10 protein-coding genes are annotated in these 14789 nt (G+C 72.5%); 6 read left to right on the forward strand and 4 right to left on the reverse strand.

The genetic code is table 11. The features are described from left to right. Positions 1 to 155 precede the first annotated feature (155 nt). Positions 156 to 2324: an RNA polymerase recycling motor ATPase HelR gene (gene helR / locus ABZ887_RS21480; RefSeq protein WP_361291724.1), complete on the forward strand. Its 2169-nt coding sequence runs from the start codon at positions 156 to 158 to the stop codon at positions 2322 to 2324. A gap of 64 nt (positions 2325 to 2388) precedes the next feature. On the opposite strand, the gene ABZ887_RS21485 is transcribed toward helR, so the two are convergent. Then, entirely contained in the window at positions 2389 to 4773 is a 2385-nt protein-coding gene (locus ABZ887_RS21485) for a SpoIIE family protein phosphatase (protein WP_361291726.1), read from the reverse strand. Between the two features lie 272 nt (positions 4774 to 5045). Here ABZ887_RS21485 and ABZ887_RS21490 point away from each other — a divergent pair, with 272 nt between their 5' ends. The 4 genes from ABZ887_RS21490 (at position 5046) to ABZ887_RS21505 (ending at position 10984) form a co-directional block, all read left to right on the forward strand. Continuing rightward, the gene (locus ABZ887_RS21490; protein ID WP_361291728.1) at positions 5046 to 8147 is read left to right on the forward strand and encodes a glycoside hydrolase family 2 TIM barrel-domain containing protein; all 3102 of its coding nucleotides are present in this window, start codon (positions 5046 to 5048) and stop codon (positions 8145 to 8147) included. Between the two features lie 102 nt (positions 8148 to 8249). Next, positions 8250 to 8489, forward strand: coding sequence for a hypothetical protein (locus ABZ887_RS21495; protein ID WP_089103774.1), 240 nt, complete (start codon positions 8250 to 8252; stop codon positions 8487 to 8489). 3 nt (positions 8490 to 8492) lie between these two features. Then, entirely contained in the window at positions 8493 to 8870 is a 378-nt protein-coding gene (locus ABZ887_RS21500) for a toxin Doc (protein ID WP_361291730.1), read from the forward strand. A 467-nt stretch (positions 8871 to 9337) separates the two neighbouring features. Then, positions 9338 to 10984 carry an RICIN domain-containing protein gene (locus tag ABZ887_RS21505; protein WP_361291732.1) on the forward strand — a complete coding sequence of 549 codons (1647 nt, stop codon included), beginning with the start codon at positions 9338 to 9340 and terminating at the stop codon, positions 10982 to 10984. A gap of 92 nt (positions 10985 to 11076) precedes the next feature. On the opposite strand, the gene ABZ887_RS21510 is transcribed toward ABZ887_RS21505, so the two are convergent. Beyond that, a complete protein-coding gene (locus tag ABZ887_RS21510) occupies positions 11077 to 11607 on the reverse strand; it encodes a hypothetical protein (protein WP_361291734.1) in 531 nt (176 codons plus the stop codon). Positions 11608 to 11930: 323 nt separating this feature from the next. Between ABZ887_RS21510 and ABZ887_RS21515 the strand changes: the two genes are divergently transcribed. Then, positions 11931 to 12353, forward strand: a complete 423-nt coding sequence (locus ABZ887_RS21515; protein WP_361291736.1) for a subtilase-type protease inhibitor — start codon at positions 11931 to 11933, stop codon at positions 12351 to 12353. Positions 12354 to 12487: 134 nt separating this feature from the next. On the opposite strand, the gene ABZ887_RS21520 is transcribed toward ABZ887_RS21515, so the two are convergent. Then, positions 12488 to 12871, reverse strand: a complete 384-nt coding sequence (locus tag ABZ887_RS21520; RefSeq protein WP_361291738.1) for an STAS domain-containing protein — start codon at positions 12869 to 12871, stop codon at positions 12488 to 12490. Between the two features lie 366 nt (positions 12872 to 13237). Further along, positions 13238 to 14743: an MFS transporter gene (locus ABZ887_RS21525; protein WP_361291740.1), complete on the reverse strand. Its 1506-nt coding sequence runs from the start codon at positions 14741 to 14743 to the stop codon at positions 13238 to 13240. Positions 14744 to 14789: the final 46 nt, after the last annotated feature.

Consider the following 14789-nt stretch of genomic DNA (forward strand, 5'->3'; position numbering starts at 1 on the left):
CATGAGCTCCGGATCACCATCGCCAGCCCCGCGCCCCCGCCCTCCAAGTTCATCCCGCCCTCCAAGTCCATCCCACCTTTCGGGCCCTTCCGGCCCTTCCGGACACCCTGCCGTACGCGCCCCCGGCCGCCCGGCCTCCCCACGGAGCTGATGCCTTGACCCCCCTGACCACCCGCGCCTTCGACCTGCCCGAACGGCTCGCCGCCAAGGCCGACCCCGCCCTGATCGCCGGCGACGAGCGGCACCTCGCCGCCGTGGCCGAATGCCTCGCACAGTCGATCGCCGAGCTGTCCGACCGCCTCGACGCCGAGCTCAGGGCACCGGGCGGCACCGGCCGGGCCGCGATGGACCGGGACAACGAGGTCCACCGGCTGACCGGACGGCTGCGCACCCTGCGCCGCTTCGGCCTGGACCTCTGCCTGGGACGCATGGTCGGTACCGACGACCCCGAGCCCGTGTACATCGGCCGTCTCGGCCTCACCGACAGCACGGGCCGCAGGCTGCTGATCGACTGGCGGTCACCCGCGGCCGAACCGTTCTTCGCCGCGACCCACGCCGACCCCATGGGGCTGCGCAGCCGCCGCCGGTACCGCTGGACGGACGGCCGGATCGGCGACTACTGGGACGAGGTGTTCACCGCCGACGGCCTCGACGGGCACGCCGCGCTGGACGACCAGTCCGCGTTCATCGCCAGCCTGGGCGCCGACCGGTCGGAGCGGATGCGCGACGTGCTCGCCACCATCCAGGCCGACCAGGACGCCATCATCCGCGCGGGCTCCCGCGGCGCCCTCGTCGTCGACGGCGGCCCGGGCACCGGCAAGACGGTCGTCGCCCTGCACCGCACGGCCCACCTCCTCTACTCCGACCCGCGACTCGGCCACCGCCGGGGCGGGGTGCTGTTCGTCGGCCCGCACCGGCCCTACCTGAACTACGTCTCCGACGTCCTCCCGAGCCTCGGTGAGGAGGGCGTGCAGACCTGCGTCCTGCGGGACCTCGTCGAGGAGGGAGCCGCCGCGACGGCCGAGGCCGACCCGGAGGCGGCCCGTCTCAAGTCGTCCGCGGACATGGTCCGGGCGATCGAGACGGCCGTCCGCTTCTACGAGGAGCCGCCCGCCGCGGGGATGACGGTCACGACCGACTGGGCCGACCTCCGGCTGACCGCCGACGACTGGGCCGACGCGTTCCGGGCCCCGGCCCCCGGCACCCCGCACAACGAGGCACGCGACCAGATCTGGGCGGAACTGGCCGCCATCCTCCTGGACAAGTACGCCGGCGACGACGTCACGCCCGAGGAGTTCGGCAGGTCGCTGCGGCAGGACCGCGACCTGGTCGACGGCCTCGACCGCGCCTGGCCGCTGCTGGAGGCGACCGACCTGGTCGGGGACCTCTGGACGGTCCCCGCCTATCTGCGGCTGTGCGCCCCCTGGCTCGGCCGCGACGACGTGCGCAGGCTCCAGCGCGCCGACGCCCAGGCCTGGACGGTGTCCGACCTGCCGCTCCTGGACGCGGCCCGGCAGCGGCTCGGCGACCCGGAGGCGGACCGGCGCATGCGGCGGCAGGAGGCCGTCCTCGCGGCCCAGCGCGAGCGCATGGCGCAGGTCGTCGACAACCTGATCGGGGCCGCCGCCGACTCCGGCGCCGACGGTGACGACGGCGAGGGCCTGGTGATCATGCTCCGCGGCGAGGACGCCAAGGTCAGCCTGGTCGACGAGTCCGAACTGCCCACCCTCGCCCCGGACCTGCTGGCCGGCCCGTTCGCGCACATCGTCGTCGACGAGGCCCAGGAACTCACCGACGCCGAATGGCAGATGCTGCTGCTGCGCTGCCCGTCCCGGAGCTTCACCATCGTCGGGGACCGCGCCCAGGCCCGGCGCGGGTTCCCGGAGACCTGGCGGGAACGCCTGGCCCGGGTCGGCTTCGACCGCGTCGACCTGGCCTCGCTCAGCATCAACTACCGCACCCCGGAAGAGATCAGGACGGAGGCCGAACCGGTCATCCGGGCCGTGCTCCCGGACGCCAACGTGCCGACCTCGATCCGGAGCAGCGGCCTTCCCGTGGTCCACGGATCCGTGGCGGAGCTGGACGAGATCCTCGGGACCTGGCTCGCCGCCCACGCCGAGGGCGTCGCCTGCGTCATCGGCGACCCCCGCTTCGCCCCGTCCTCACGGGTCGCCTCGCTCACCCCCGAGCTGTCGAAGGGACTCGAATTCGACCTGGTCGTCCTCGTCGGCCCGGAGGACTTCGGCACCGGCGTCGAGGGCGGCGTGGACCGCTATGTCGCGATGACCCGCGCGACCCGTCAGCTGGTGGTCCTGACCGGCTGACCGGCGGCGGCCGGGGCCGGGGCCGGGATTGGGGCCGCCGGGACCGGACAGGCCCTAGCGTGCCCTAGACGATGTCGTCCTCGAGGAGGGACAGCTCGGCCCAGATCGTCTTGCCCTCCGCGGTGTGCCGGGTGCCCCAGCGCTGGGTCAGCTGGGCCACCAGCAGCAGGCCGCGGCCGCCCTCGTCCCAGGTCTTTGCCCGGCGCAGGTGCGGGGCCGTGTGGCTGGAGTCGGAGACCTCGCAGATCAGGGTCGTCGTGTCGTGGATCAGGCGGAGCCGGATGGGGTGGGCGCCGTAGCGGATGGCGTTGGTGACCAGCTCGCTGACCACCAGCTCCGCCGTGAAGGCGGCCATGCTCAGGTTCCACACGTCGAGCTGTTCCACGGCCTGCTTGCGGATCGGCGCGACCAGGGCGGGGTCGGCGGGGACGTCCCAGGACGCCACCCGGGACGGCGGCAGGCCCTGGGTGCGGGCCAGCAGCAGGGCCACGTCGTCGACCGCGCCGCCCGGCGGCAGCAGGGCGTGCAGGATCCGGTCGCAGATCTCGTCCAGGGAGTCGCTGTACGCCGCCAGCGCCTCGTGCAGGAGCCGGCGGCCGGTGTCCGGGTCCCGGTGCCGGGAGGTGATCAGCCCGTCCGTGAACATCGCGAGGACCGTGCCCTCGTCCAGCGTCACCTCGGCCGACTCGAACGGAAGCCCGCCAAGCCCCAGCGGGGGACCGGCGGGCAGGTCGAGGCGGTGGGGGCGGTGGCCGGGCCGGAGCAGGACGGGCGGCGGATGCCCGGCGCGGGCGAGTGTGCAGCGCCGGGAGACCGGGTCGTAGACGGCGTACAGACAGGTCGCGCCGACCTCGCCGGGGCTGCCCTCGCCGCCGTGCTCCGCCGAGAGCCGGAGCACCAGGTCGTCGAGGTGGGTGAGCAGCTCGTCGGGGGCCAGGTCGATGTCGGCCAGGGTGCGTACGGCGGTCCGCAGCCGGCCCATGGTCGCCGAGGCCTGCACACCGTGGCCGACGACGTCCCCGACGACCATGGCGACCCGCAGCCCGGACAGCGGGATCACGTCGAACCAGTCGCCGCCCACCCCGGCCCGCGCCGCCGGCAGATAGCGGGAGGCGGCCTGCAGTGCGGCGGTGCGGGGCAGCGTCCGGGGCAGCAGGCTGCGCTGCAGGGCCAGGGCGGTCTCGCGTTCGCGCGAGTACCGGCGGGCGTTGTCGATGCAGACGGCGGCCCGGGCCGTGATCTCCTCGGCGAGCAGCACGTCGTCCGGGCCGAACGGGTCGAGCCGCCGGTGCCGCCTGAACACCGCGACCCCCAGGGTGGTGCCGCGGGCCTGGATCGGCACCGACATCGACGAGTGCACGCCGAACTCGCGCACCCGCTCCCCGCGGGCCTTGTTCCAGGACAGCCACTGGTCCAGCGCGCCGGACGCCACCGAGACCACGATCGTGTGCCCCGCGGTCAGCGAGTCGGCCTGCGGCGAGGAGGCCGGGTAGACCTCGGTCTGCCCGGGCTTGAGGACCGCCTCGGGAATGCCGGGCAGCACGGACTGGTGCGCGGTGCGGCGCAGGGTGACCGGCGCGGCCAGCCGCGCCGGGAGGTCGCCGCCGTGCTCCGGCGGGTCCAGCAGGTCGACGGTGACCAGGTCCGCGAGCGCGGGGACGCAGACGTCCGCCAGCTCCTGAGCCGTACGGATGACGTCGAGCGTGCTGCCGATGCGCACGCTCGCCGCGTTGACCAGCTGGAGTCGCTCGCGGGCGAGGTAGTTCTCGGTGAAGTCGTGGGCGGCCAGGCTCACGCCCCGGACGCGTCCGCCGGCGTCGGTGATCGGTGCCATCCGGGCCAGCCAGGCGTGCGCCCGGTCCTCGCCGCCGGTGCGCATGTACGTCTGCACGTCCAGCGGGCGGCCCGAGGCCAGCACCCGGAGCATGTTCCGTTCCAGGTCCGCGCTCTCCGGCTTGCCGCCGATCTCGGTGACCCTGAGCCCCTGGATCCGCTCCTCGGGCAGCCCGATGACCTCGGCCATCGCGTCGTTCACCCGGCGCAGCCTGAGCTGGTCGTCGTAGACCGCGATGGCACACGGCGACTGCGTCAGCGCGGCCGTCGCCAGCGGGTCGTCCGGGGTCCGCGGCCCGCCGCCTTCCAGGGGGCAGACCACCAGCCAGTGACCGGGCTGTTCGTCCCGCGCCGTGCTGTGGTGCGCGAGCAGCCAGACCGGGACCGTACGGCCGTCCCGGTGGCGGAGTTCGATGGTGCCGTCCCAGCGGGTGCCGACGGGAGCGCGCGGTGCGACGTCCCCGGCGAGCAGCAGCGCCGCGGACCGGCCCACGACCTCCTCCGCCGGGTGGCCGAGGAGCCGTTGCGCGCCCTCGTTCCACTCGGTCAGTGTGCCGTCCTCGCCGATGACAGCCCGGGCCGTCGCCGCATCGTCGAACGGATAGACCCGGCTCATCTCGCCACTCCCAAGCGCACACTCACAGTCAACAGGTGCACCACTCGTGTTAAGCGTAGTGCTTCGGACTCTCTCCTGACCGGCAAGCGACGACGGTCGGCCGGTCGGAATCGGGGCCCGTCCGGGGTGCCGAACACGGACCGGCCGACGGGACGAAAAGGGTGGGCGGCGGCCTCCGGACCCTTGACGGACACAAGTGTCACCCCGTCAGAATCTGTTTGTTCACGATCAGTTGTGAGTAGTTCTGGGCCCTGATGAGGGAGAGCCGCACCATGACGGTCACTCGCAGATCGGTTCTGGCAGCCGCCACGGCGGCCCCGACGGCCGGCGCCCTGCTGGGCGCCCCGGGCGCCTGGGCGGCCCCGGAGGCAGGTACGTCCCCGCAGGTCACCGGCCGCCGCACGGTCGCCCTGCGGGACGGCTGGCGGTTCGTGCTGGTCAACCCGGGCGGGATCACCGACCCGACCGGCGCCTACGCGGCCGCCGCCGACCCCGGGTACGACGACTCGGCCTGGCGGCAGGTCGCCGTACCGCACGACTGGAGCATCGAACAGACCCCCACCACCGAGAACGGCACCACGAGCGGCACCGGCTTCTTCCCGGGCGGTCTCGGCTGGTACCGGCTCGCCTTCACCCTGCCGCCCGGCTGCGCCGGCCGGCGGATCTCGGTGGAGTTCGACGGCGTCTACATGGACTCGTACGTCTACTGCAACGGCACCGAGGTCGGCCGCCATCCCTACGGGTACACCGGCTTCGCCTTCGACCTCACCGACCTGCTGCACACCGACGGCGCCACCGCGAACGTCCTCGCGGTCAAGGTGCAGAACCGGCTGCCCAGCAGCCGCTGGTACTCGGGCAGCGGCGTCTACCGCGAGGCCCGGCTGGTGGTGACCGACCCCGTGCACGTGGCGCGCTGGGGGACGTACGTCACCACCCCGGACGTCACCGACGAGCGCGCCGTGGTCCGGGTGCGCACGGCCGTCGTCGACGAGTCCGGCGCGGGCTTGGACGTGACGGTCCTGTCCCGCATCGCCGACCCCGACGGCCGCACGGTCGCCCGTACCTCCTCCACGGTCACCGTCACCGGCCCCGGCGGGACCACCGCGACCCAGGAACTGACCGTCGGGAAGCCGAGGTTGTGGGACACCGACGCCCCGCACCGCTACACCCTGCACACCGAACTCCGGGTCGGCGGCACCACCACCGACACCCTCCGCACGGTCTTCGGCATCCGCACCTACCGCTTCGACCCCGACGAGGGCTTCTCCCTCAACGGCGTGCCCACCAAGATCAGGGGCGTCGACCTCCACCACGACCAGGGCGCCCTCGGCGCGGCGATCAGCGCCGGCGCGGTGCGCAGGCAGATGACCCTCATGAAGTCGATGGGCGTCAACGCCTTCCGCACCTCGCACAACCCGCCCTCACCGCAGATGATCGAGGTCTGCGAGGAACTCGGCATCGTGATGATGGTGGAGGCCTTCGACTGCTGGAAGACCGGCAAGACCAGGTACGACTACGGCCGTTTCTTCGACGAGTGGTGCGAGAGCGACGCCACCGAGATGGTCCTCGCCGCCCGGAACTCGCCCGCCGTCGTGCTGTGGTCGATCGGCAACGAGATCCCCGACTCCACCTCCACGGCCGGCCTCGCCATGGCCGACCGGATCATCGCCGCCATCAGGGCCGCCGACGACACCCGCCCCCTGGTCATCGGCTCCGACAAGTACCGCAGCGTGCCGAAGGCGGGCTCCGCCGCCGACCTGATGCTCGCCAAGCTCGACGGACTCGGCCTCAACTACAACACCGCCAGGTCCGTGGACGCCCTGCACGCGGCCTACCCGCACCTGTTCCTCTTCGAGTCCGAGTCCTCCTCGGAGACCTCGACCCGCGGCACCTACCAGGAGCCGGAGCACCTCAACACCGGGGAGAACCACACCCCCGGCCGCCGGGCCACCTCGTCCTACGACAACAACCTGTCCTCCTGGACGATGAGCGGCGAGTACGGCCACAAGAAGGACCGGGACCGGAAGTGGTTCGCGGGCCAGTTCCTGTGGTCGGGCATCGACTACATCGGCGAGCCGACGCCGTACGACGTGTTCCCGGTGAAGGCGTCCTTCTTCGGCGCGGTCGACACGGCCGGGTTCCCCAAGGACATGTACCACCTCTTCCGCAGCCAGTGGGTGAGCGAGCCGATGGTGCACCTGCTGCCGATGAGCTGGAACCACGAGGAGGGGGAGACGGTCGAGGTGTGGGCGTACGCCAACGTGCCCGCGGTCGAGCTGTTCCTGAACGGAGAGTCCCTGGGGGTGCGGGAGTTCGACACCAAGACGACCACCGACGGCCGCACCTACCTGGAGACCACCGAGGCCACCGGCGACGACAAGACCTTCACCTCCGGCCCCTACCCCGGCAGTTACACCAGCCCCAACGGCAGCGCGGGCAAACTGCATCTGACCTGGAAAGTGCCCTACCGGCCGGGCGAGTTGAAGGCGGTGGCCCGGCGCGCGGGCCGGGTGGTCGCGACCGACGTCCTGCGCACCGCCGCCGCCCCGCACGCCGTACGCCTCACCGCCGACCGCAGGTCCCTCCCCGCGGACGGGCGTTCACTTGTCTTCGTCACCGTGGAGATCGTCGACGCGCACGGCGTGATGGTGCCCGACGCCGAGCACCTGATCTCCTTCGCCGTGGCCGGCGGCTCGCTCGCCGGGCTCGACAGTGGCCGTGAGGAGAGCGCCGAGCGCTACCAGGCGAGCACCCGAACGGCCTTTCACGGCAAGGCACTCGCCATCGTCCGCTCCGGTACGGAGCCGGGCGCCCTCAGGCTGAGCGCCCGGGTGGACGGGCTGCGCGGGGACACCGTCACCGTGCACACCACCCCCGCCCGCTCGGTGGCGAGCACCCCCGCCCCCGACTTCGGCCCGGACCACCCGTCCCCGCCGGACTACCCGCACGCGGACGCCGGTTACTCCGGCCGTCCGGACACCCTCCCGGCCGCCATGCTCGACGGCGACCCGGCCACCGGCTGGTCCAACGCGTTCGCCAAGTCGGCCACCGCCCTGCTGCCCGCGTTCGGCGGCGCCCGGACCGCGGACTGGGTGTCGGTCGACCACGGGCGCGCCCGCACCTTCGACCGGGTGGAGGTCTCCTTCACCGTGGACGCGACCCACGCCCTCCCCGCGTCGGTCGAGGTGGCCGTCTGGGACGGCACGGCGTACCGGGCGGTGCGGGACACGGCGGTCGACTGGGCCACCGCCTCGGACACCCCGACCGTCGTCACCTTCACCCCGGCCCGTGGCTCCCGGATCCGGCTCACCCTGACCGGCGCCCACCCGGGGGAGACCACGGGCGCGGTACGGATCAGCCGCCTTGACACGTGAGGCCCGGGCGACGTCTCGGTCCGTCCCTGTCGGGTACCTGGGCAAGATGGTCTTGACCTGCGGGTATTTACGGTGGAGTACCCGCGCGGTACCGTGAAGGGCATGCCAGCTCTCAACGTGGAGTTCAGCGACCGCGAACTTGAGGACCTGAGGCAGATAGCCAAGGAACGCGGTACGTCCATGAAGGCCCTCGTCCGTGACGCGGCGGCCGCCGACATCGCGCGCCACCGGGCCCTGCAGGAGGGGGCGGAGGAATTCCGCCGTTTCTTCGCGGCCCATGCCGCCGAGTTCGCCGCCGCGTTCCCCGACGACGAGCCGCCCGCGAAGGGCGAGGCCGCCTGAGCCATGCCGCCGGTCATTCATATCGACGTGCCCTGGCTGCTCCAGCGCCATGAGGAAGTCATGCCGGAGCAGCCCACCATCAACGACTTCTCCGCGCTGGTCGCCGCGGTCGCCCGGCACCGGGTCGATCCGCCCCGGCTCGGCGTGGACTCCGACCCGGCCTGGCGGGCCGCCGCCCTGCTGCACACCCTCGCCCTGCTCAAGCCGCTGCCCTCGGCCAACGCCCGGTTCGCCTGCGCGACCGCCGTGTCCTACATGTACGTCAGCGGCGCCGGCATGGACCCGCCCTACGGCGCCCTCGTCGATCTCGCCCGCGACCTGATGAGCGGCAAGGCCGACGTCTACGCCGCGGCGGACCGGCTCCGTTCCTGGCAGCTCTGACACCTGCCCGGACGTGCAGGTGAGAGAGCTGCCCCGGCTCCTCGGGGCCGCCGGCCGAGGGCGGGAGGAACGGGGCCGGCGGCCTGTTTCGCGTGGAAGAGCCGCCGTTCCGCGCGGGGCCTCTTGAGGAGGGCCGGTCATCAGTGGACCACCCGTGCGGACGGGCCGGGACCGTGCGCGCGGGGCCGCCGCGTGCGCACGGTTCACACGGGGCGCGTGGAAAGGTGAATGGGGCCATGCAGGGGCAATAGCCACCAGCGCCTTTCTGACTTTCTGTCAATGCTGTCGATGTTGTACGGGTGCCTTGTTGCTTGTGTGAGACTTGTGCGAGGGTGAATGCCCGCGCGGGGGGAATGGCCGGGTCCAATTCGACAGTTGAGGAACGCGACCGTCACCGCGTCGGCGAATTCCCGCTCCCGCAGGCGCACCGAAGAGGTACGCACCACCGCACCAAAGGAATCCGCTCCGTGCCCACCCCCCACCCGCCTCGCCCTCCGTTTCCGCCGCCGGGCGGTGGTGCGGGGGAGTCCGACGAGTCCCTCGCCGCCCCGCTGCGAGCCGGATCCGACATCGAGGCCTCACGCTCCGCCGCGCTGCTCATGGCCCGGCACTGGCGGCCCGTTCAGGAATACGCGGTCATCTGCCTGGCCGCCTCCGGGCCCGTCGCGCACATGGTCGCGGCCGCCGCCTTCCACCAGGTCCTCGACCGGGTGGCTCTCGGCGAGACGGCCGACGCGATCCGGCCGCGCCTGCTGGTCTCCGTCCGCGACACGGTCGCCAACTGGTCCGCGGAGGACCGAATAGCGGAGGTTCTCCCCGACCTCGGGAAACCGGCCGGCGGCCGCGGTATGCGCGCCACGAAGTCCCTGACACCGGAAAACCGCACCCTCGCGGAGCGTTCATTCCTGGGCCTTCCGGCGCTCGCCCAGAGCCTGCTCTGGCATGCCGAGGTGGAGGCGGAACCGATAACCGTACCGGCCGGTCTGTTGGGCATGGACACGGCAACTGCATCGGCGGCTCTCGAGGACGCCCGGGAGAAATTCCGCGAGGGCTGTGTCCGCGCGCACCGGGATCTCGCGCCGTCCCAGGAGTGCCGCTACTACAACCGGCTGCTCGACGTGCCGATCCGCCGCGGCGGCGCCCTGCTGCCGGACGTCCAGGAGCACCTGGCGGAGTGCCCGTACTGCCGGGCCGCCGCCGAACAACTCGGCCATGTCGAGGGCGGATTGGGCGTGCTGCTGGTCGAGGCGGTGCTCGGCTGGGGGGCCCGGCGCTACCTCGACACGCGCCCGGGGCGCAAGGGCACCGTGGAGGCCCCCCTCACCCGCGCCGCCGCCCGGCGCGCCGGAGGAGGCGGGCGCCGGCGTGCGGCCGCCCGGACCCGGATCCTCGCCCGCATCCCCGTGCCGGTGCGCCGCCCGCCCGGCTCCTGGTCGTCGAAGACGCTGCTCACCAGCGTCGGCGTGGCCGGCGCGGGACTGCTCGCCTCCGTCCTCGCCGTCAGCACGCTCTCCGGCGGCGGTGACGGCAGCGACGCCGTCGCCACCGCGGGCCTGGTCCCCGGCGACACCGAGCCCGACGCGACGCCCACCTCCGGCACGCCCACCTCCGGCACCGCCGGGCTGCCGGCCGCCGACCACACGACCCGGCTGCGCAACGCCGCCGCGCAGCTCTGCCTCGACATCAACGGCGAGCCCAAGGCCGGGGCGACCGTCGTGCTCGCGGCGTGCTCCTCGGCCTCGACCCAGCAGTGGACGTACGAGAGCGACGGCGAGCTGCGCAGCGCGGCCGGCACGGATCTGTGCCTGGACTCGCACGCGGACGCCGGGGTGGTCATCGTCGGCGTCTGCGCGGACGAAGGCGCCGAGCGCGGCGAGGACGTGCGCTACGACCTCACCGTCCAGGGCGAGCTGCTGCCCCGCTGGGACGAGACCCTCGCGCTCGCCACGGGGGGTGTCGACCCCGGCTCCGACATCGTGGTCAAGGTCCGCGACCACACCAGCGGCCAGCACTGGCTGACCGACAACCCGGCGCCGTCCCAGAGCCGTGGCTCGCTCTCCATCGCCGGGACGGGCGGCCCGTCGGCGCAGCCGGCGGAACTGGCCGGCCACTAGGCGCTGCGCGGGAAGGGCCGCAGTGTGTCGTCGTTCGGCTGCGGCGCCGTCGTGGCTGGGCGCGCAGTTCCCCGCGCCCCTTTGGGGCGCGTTCAGCCCTGGTCAGTGTCCGGGCCCTGGGCCCGGACGCGTTCCACGTGTTCCAGGGAGTCGCGGAGTTCGGTCAGCCAGTCGTCGGTGTGCCGCTGGACCAGCCGCACGCACCAGGCCAGCGCCTCGCTGCGGCTGCGCGCCACCCCGCCGGCGATCAGCGTGTCCAGCACCTGGCGCTCGGGCTGGCGCAGCCGGGTCATCACCGGCGCGGCCACATGCGTGAACAGCGCCCGCTGCCCTGCGCACTCCACGCCCCAGGAGACCTTGTGCCGGAACCGGTGCTCGGCCTCGCGGGCCACCGCCATCCGGGTCTCCCGGGTGCGCTCCCGGAACTCCTGGATCCGGCCCTGCACGGCCGCCTCCCGCTCGGCGTCCGACGCGTCGTCCGCCAGCTTGGGTCCGGGGATGCGCCCGATGACGGTGACCTCCTCGCGGTCGGCCGTCACCTCGACCAGTTCCTCGAAGAGGTCGTCGGGCAGGCGGCCGGCGAACCAGCCGCGGAGCTTGTCTCGTTGCTCTTGAGTAATCATGTAATGACGATTACTCCGTTGCAGCGCGAAGGCAAGGGCTTGCGGGGAAGTCCGCCGACAGCGGAAGCGGAATGTTTCAGGACGATTAACGAGGCGGTGAGATCCGGCCATCCGGCCGCTTCGGACGATCAAGAACCGCTCCGTTGAGCGGTCGACGCGTTCGAACTCCGTGACTTCACGCCACTGATTCAATACGCAAGGTTACTGAAACCTGTGGGTTCGATGTGTGTTTCGGCGCCGGACTCGGCAGAGTGGCGCCCGCCGCCCCGGCACCCACCGGGCCGAGGGCGGCACCCGTCGAATCGAGCGGAAGGATGCACACAATGCGAACCACCGCGCGCTGGGCAGCGGCCCTCGGCCTTACGGCCGCCGCCGTCTGCGGACCCCTGACGGGGGCCGCCGTCGCCGCCCCGAGCTCGCTCTACGCCCCCTCGGCCCTGGTGCTCACCACCGGCCACGGCACAGCGGCGGCCACCGCCACGCCCGAGCGCGCCGTCACCCTGAACTGCGCTCCGAGCGCCTCCGGCACCCACCCGGCCGCCGTCGAGGCCTGCGCCGAACTGCGCGGCGCCGGCGGCGACTTCGACGCCCTCGCGCCCAGAAGCGACGTGTGGTGTACCAAGCTCTACGATCCCGTCGTGGTCACGGTCGAGGGCGTCTGGCAGGGCAAGCGCGTCTCCTATGAGCACACCTTCGGCAACCAGTGCATGAGGGACGCCTACGGGACGAGCGTCTTCGCCTTCTGAGCCCGGGATCGCACGGTCCTCGTGACTGCCGGACAGGTCCGCAACTGGGGAGTGCGGCCCCTGGAACGGGGAACCTGCGATCTCGCACCGGGGGGCGGACGGGTGGTGTGGGGCTGCCCGTCCGACCCCCGGCATCACCGCCGCTCTCCGGCGTTCCCGTCCCGGGGAAGGCCGGGGAGCGGCGGAAAACGTCCCATCAGCCCCGAGGCCCGTAACAGCCGCGGAATCCGGGGCCCCTCGCACACCAGCCGCAGCCGACCGCCCCGCTCCCTGGCGCGCGCCTCGGCCCGGCACAGCACCCGCAGCCCCGAACAGTCCAGAAAGTCCAGCCGCCGCAGATCGACGAGCACATCGGGCTCGGCTCCGGCGGTCACCGCCAGCAGATGCTCGGCGAGCAGCTCCTCGGTGGCGATGTCGACCTCGCCGAAGACCTCGACGACGAGGTACGTCCCGCTGCGGCGGGTGCGCGCACAGGAGTTGGCGGCGGGCAGCCAGGGGTCCACGGCTTCCGACGTCATCTCGGCGCTCCACCTCGCTCGGGCGGACAGGGGCCCGGTTGTTACCCGTTGGGAGCGCCTGCCATCCCTGACGCGGGCGACGCAAGATCAGGTTCACTCGACGGTGTGAACTTTCAGGAAGTGGCTTGACCTTGCGCCCTGATGGCGGCGCGGCGGCTGTTCGGCCGACGGCCGGTGGGGGCTGGCCGCGCAGTTCCCCGCGCCCCTTCGGGGGCGTCACGGCAACGTGCCCCGAAGGGGCGCGGGGAACTGCGCGAGCAACCACGACGCACCCGCAGACGACAGCGGCGACGGACGGCAACGGTGAGGGGCCACCGCCTCCCTGCTGGCGATGACCCCTCGGTCCCTGCGGCTCTGCGACGGCAGTTACATGTGAACAACCGGCGCCGCGTTCGCGTCCTGCTGCGGCACCCCCTTGCGGAACAGCAGGAAGGCGATGACCGCGCCGGCCGCGAACATTCCGGCCGACCACCAGAACGCGGTCGTGTAGCTCTCGATCGTCGCCTGCGCCTGCACCAGCTTGCTGGTCGCGTCCTTCCCGGCCAGGTAGTCCGTCGCCGCGCTCGCCGCGAGCGTGTTGAGCAGCGCCGTACCGATCGAACCGCCCACCTGCTGCATGGCGTTGACCGTCGCCGAGGCGACACCGGCCTCGTCGGCCGTCACCCCGCCCGTGCCCATCTGCATGGCGGCCGGCATGACCAGGCCGAGGCCGAGGCCGGTGATGATCAGCTGCGGCAGCACCGCGCTGAGGTAGCTGGAGCCGACGCCGATATCGGTCAGCCAGGCCATGCCGGCCGCGGAGACCGCGAAGCCCAGCGGGATGACCACCTTCGGTCCGAACCGTGGCACCAGGATCTGGGTACCGATCTGTGCCGTCACCATCAGCCCGCCGATCATCGGCAGGAACGCCACACCGGTCTTCGTCGGGCTGAAGCCGAGGTTCAACTGCAGGTAGTAGGTGAGGAAGAGGAACACGCCGAACATGCCGCCGGCGGAGATCAGTACGGCGAGGAACGAGGCCGCGCGGTTGCGGTCCATCAGGATGCCCAGCGGCAGCAGCGGGTACTTGGCCTTGGTCTGCCACCAGGCGAAGGCCGCCAGGAGCGCGACGCCGGCGATCAGGAAGCCCCAGGTCAGCGGCGAACCCCAGTCGTGCGTCTCGGCGTTGGAGAAGCCGTAGACCAGCGAGAAGAGACCGGCGGCGACCAGGACCGTGCCCGGCACGTCCAGCTTGGCGTTCCCGGCGTCACGGTGGTTGTGCAGCAGCGCCATACCGCCCGCGAAGGCGACGACGGCGATCGCGACGTTCACGTACAGGGTCGAGCGCCAGTCGAACGTGTCGGTGAGGACGCCGCCGAGCAGCAGGCCCACCGCACCGCCGGCACCGGCGATGGCGCCGTAGACACTGAACGCCCGGGCCCGCTCACGGGCGTCGGTGAACGTGGTGTTGAGCAGCGAGAGCGCGGTCGGGGCGAGCAGCGCGCCGAAGGCACCCTGCAGGGCACGCGCCGTGACCAGCATCCCGAAGCCGTTCGCGGCACCGCCCAGCGCCGACACGGCGGCGAAGCCGACGACTCCTATGAGGAAGGCGGTCTTGCGGCCGAACAGGTCGGCGATCCGTCCGCCGAGCAGCAGCAGGGACGCGAAGCTGAGGGCGTACGCGGTGACGATCCACTGCCGGTTGCCGTCGGAGAACCCGAGGTCGGCCTGGGCGGACGGGAGGGCGATGTTCACGATGGTGGCGTCGAGCACCACCATCAGCTGGGCGACGGCGATGACCGCGAGGATCCACCACCGCTTCGAGGAGGCGGCGGCCGGAGGTGCCTCCGCGGCACCGACGCGGGCGTCGTCGGTCAGAGTCTTCTCAGACATGGGGGAACCACTCCAGGGAAGTCGTTCGGGATTTGCGGAGCCGCGA

Source organism: Streptomyces sp. NPDC047061 (assembly GCF_040643955.1).
In the GTDB taxonomy this organism is placed as follows: Bacteria; Actinomycetota; Actinomycetes; order Streptomycetales; family Streptomycetaceae; genus Streptomyces.

Excerpts from the sequence above, each read along its gene's own strand:
- ABZ887_RS21510 (WP_361291734.1), bottom strand. The coding sequence starts at position 11,607 with ATGATTACTCAAGAGCAACGAGACAAGCTCCGCGGCTGGTTCGCCGGC.
- ABZ887_RS21500 (WP_361291730.1), top strand. The coding sequence starts at position 8,493 with ATGCCGCCGGTCATTCATATCGACGTGCCCTGGCTGCTCCAGCGCCAT.
- ABZ887_RS21485 (WP_361291726.1), bottom strand. The coding sequence starts at position 4,773 with ATGAGCCGGGTCTATCCGTTCGACGATGCGGCGACGGCCCGGGCTGTC.
- ABZ887_RS21495 (WP_089103774.1), top strand. The coding sequence starts at position 8,250 with ATGCCAGCTCTCAACGTGGAGTTCAGCGACCGCGAACTTGAGGACCTG.
- ABZ887_RS21515 (WP_361291736.1), top strand. The coding sequence starts at position 11,931 with ATGCGAACCACCGCGCGCTGGGCAGCGGCCCTCGGCCTTACGGCCGCC.
- ABZ887_RS21520 (WP_361291738.1), bottom strand. The coding sequence starts at position 12,871 with ATGACGTCGGAAGCCGTGGACCCCTGGCTGCCCGCCGCCAACTCCTGT.
- ABZ887_RS21490 (WP_361291728.1), top strand. The coding sequence starts at position 5,046 with ATGACGGTCACTCGCAGATCGGTTCTGGCAGCCGCCACGGCGGCCCCG.
- ABZ887_RS21525 (WP_361291740.1), bottom strand. The coding sequence starts at position 14,743 with ATGTCTGAGAAGACTCTGACCGACGACGCCCGCGTCGGTGCCGCGGAG.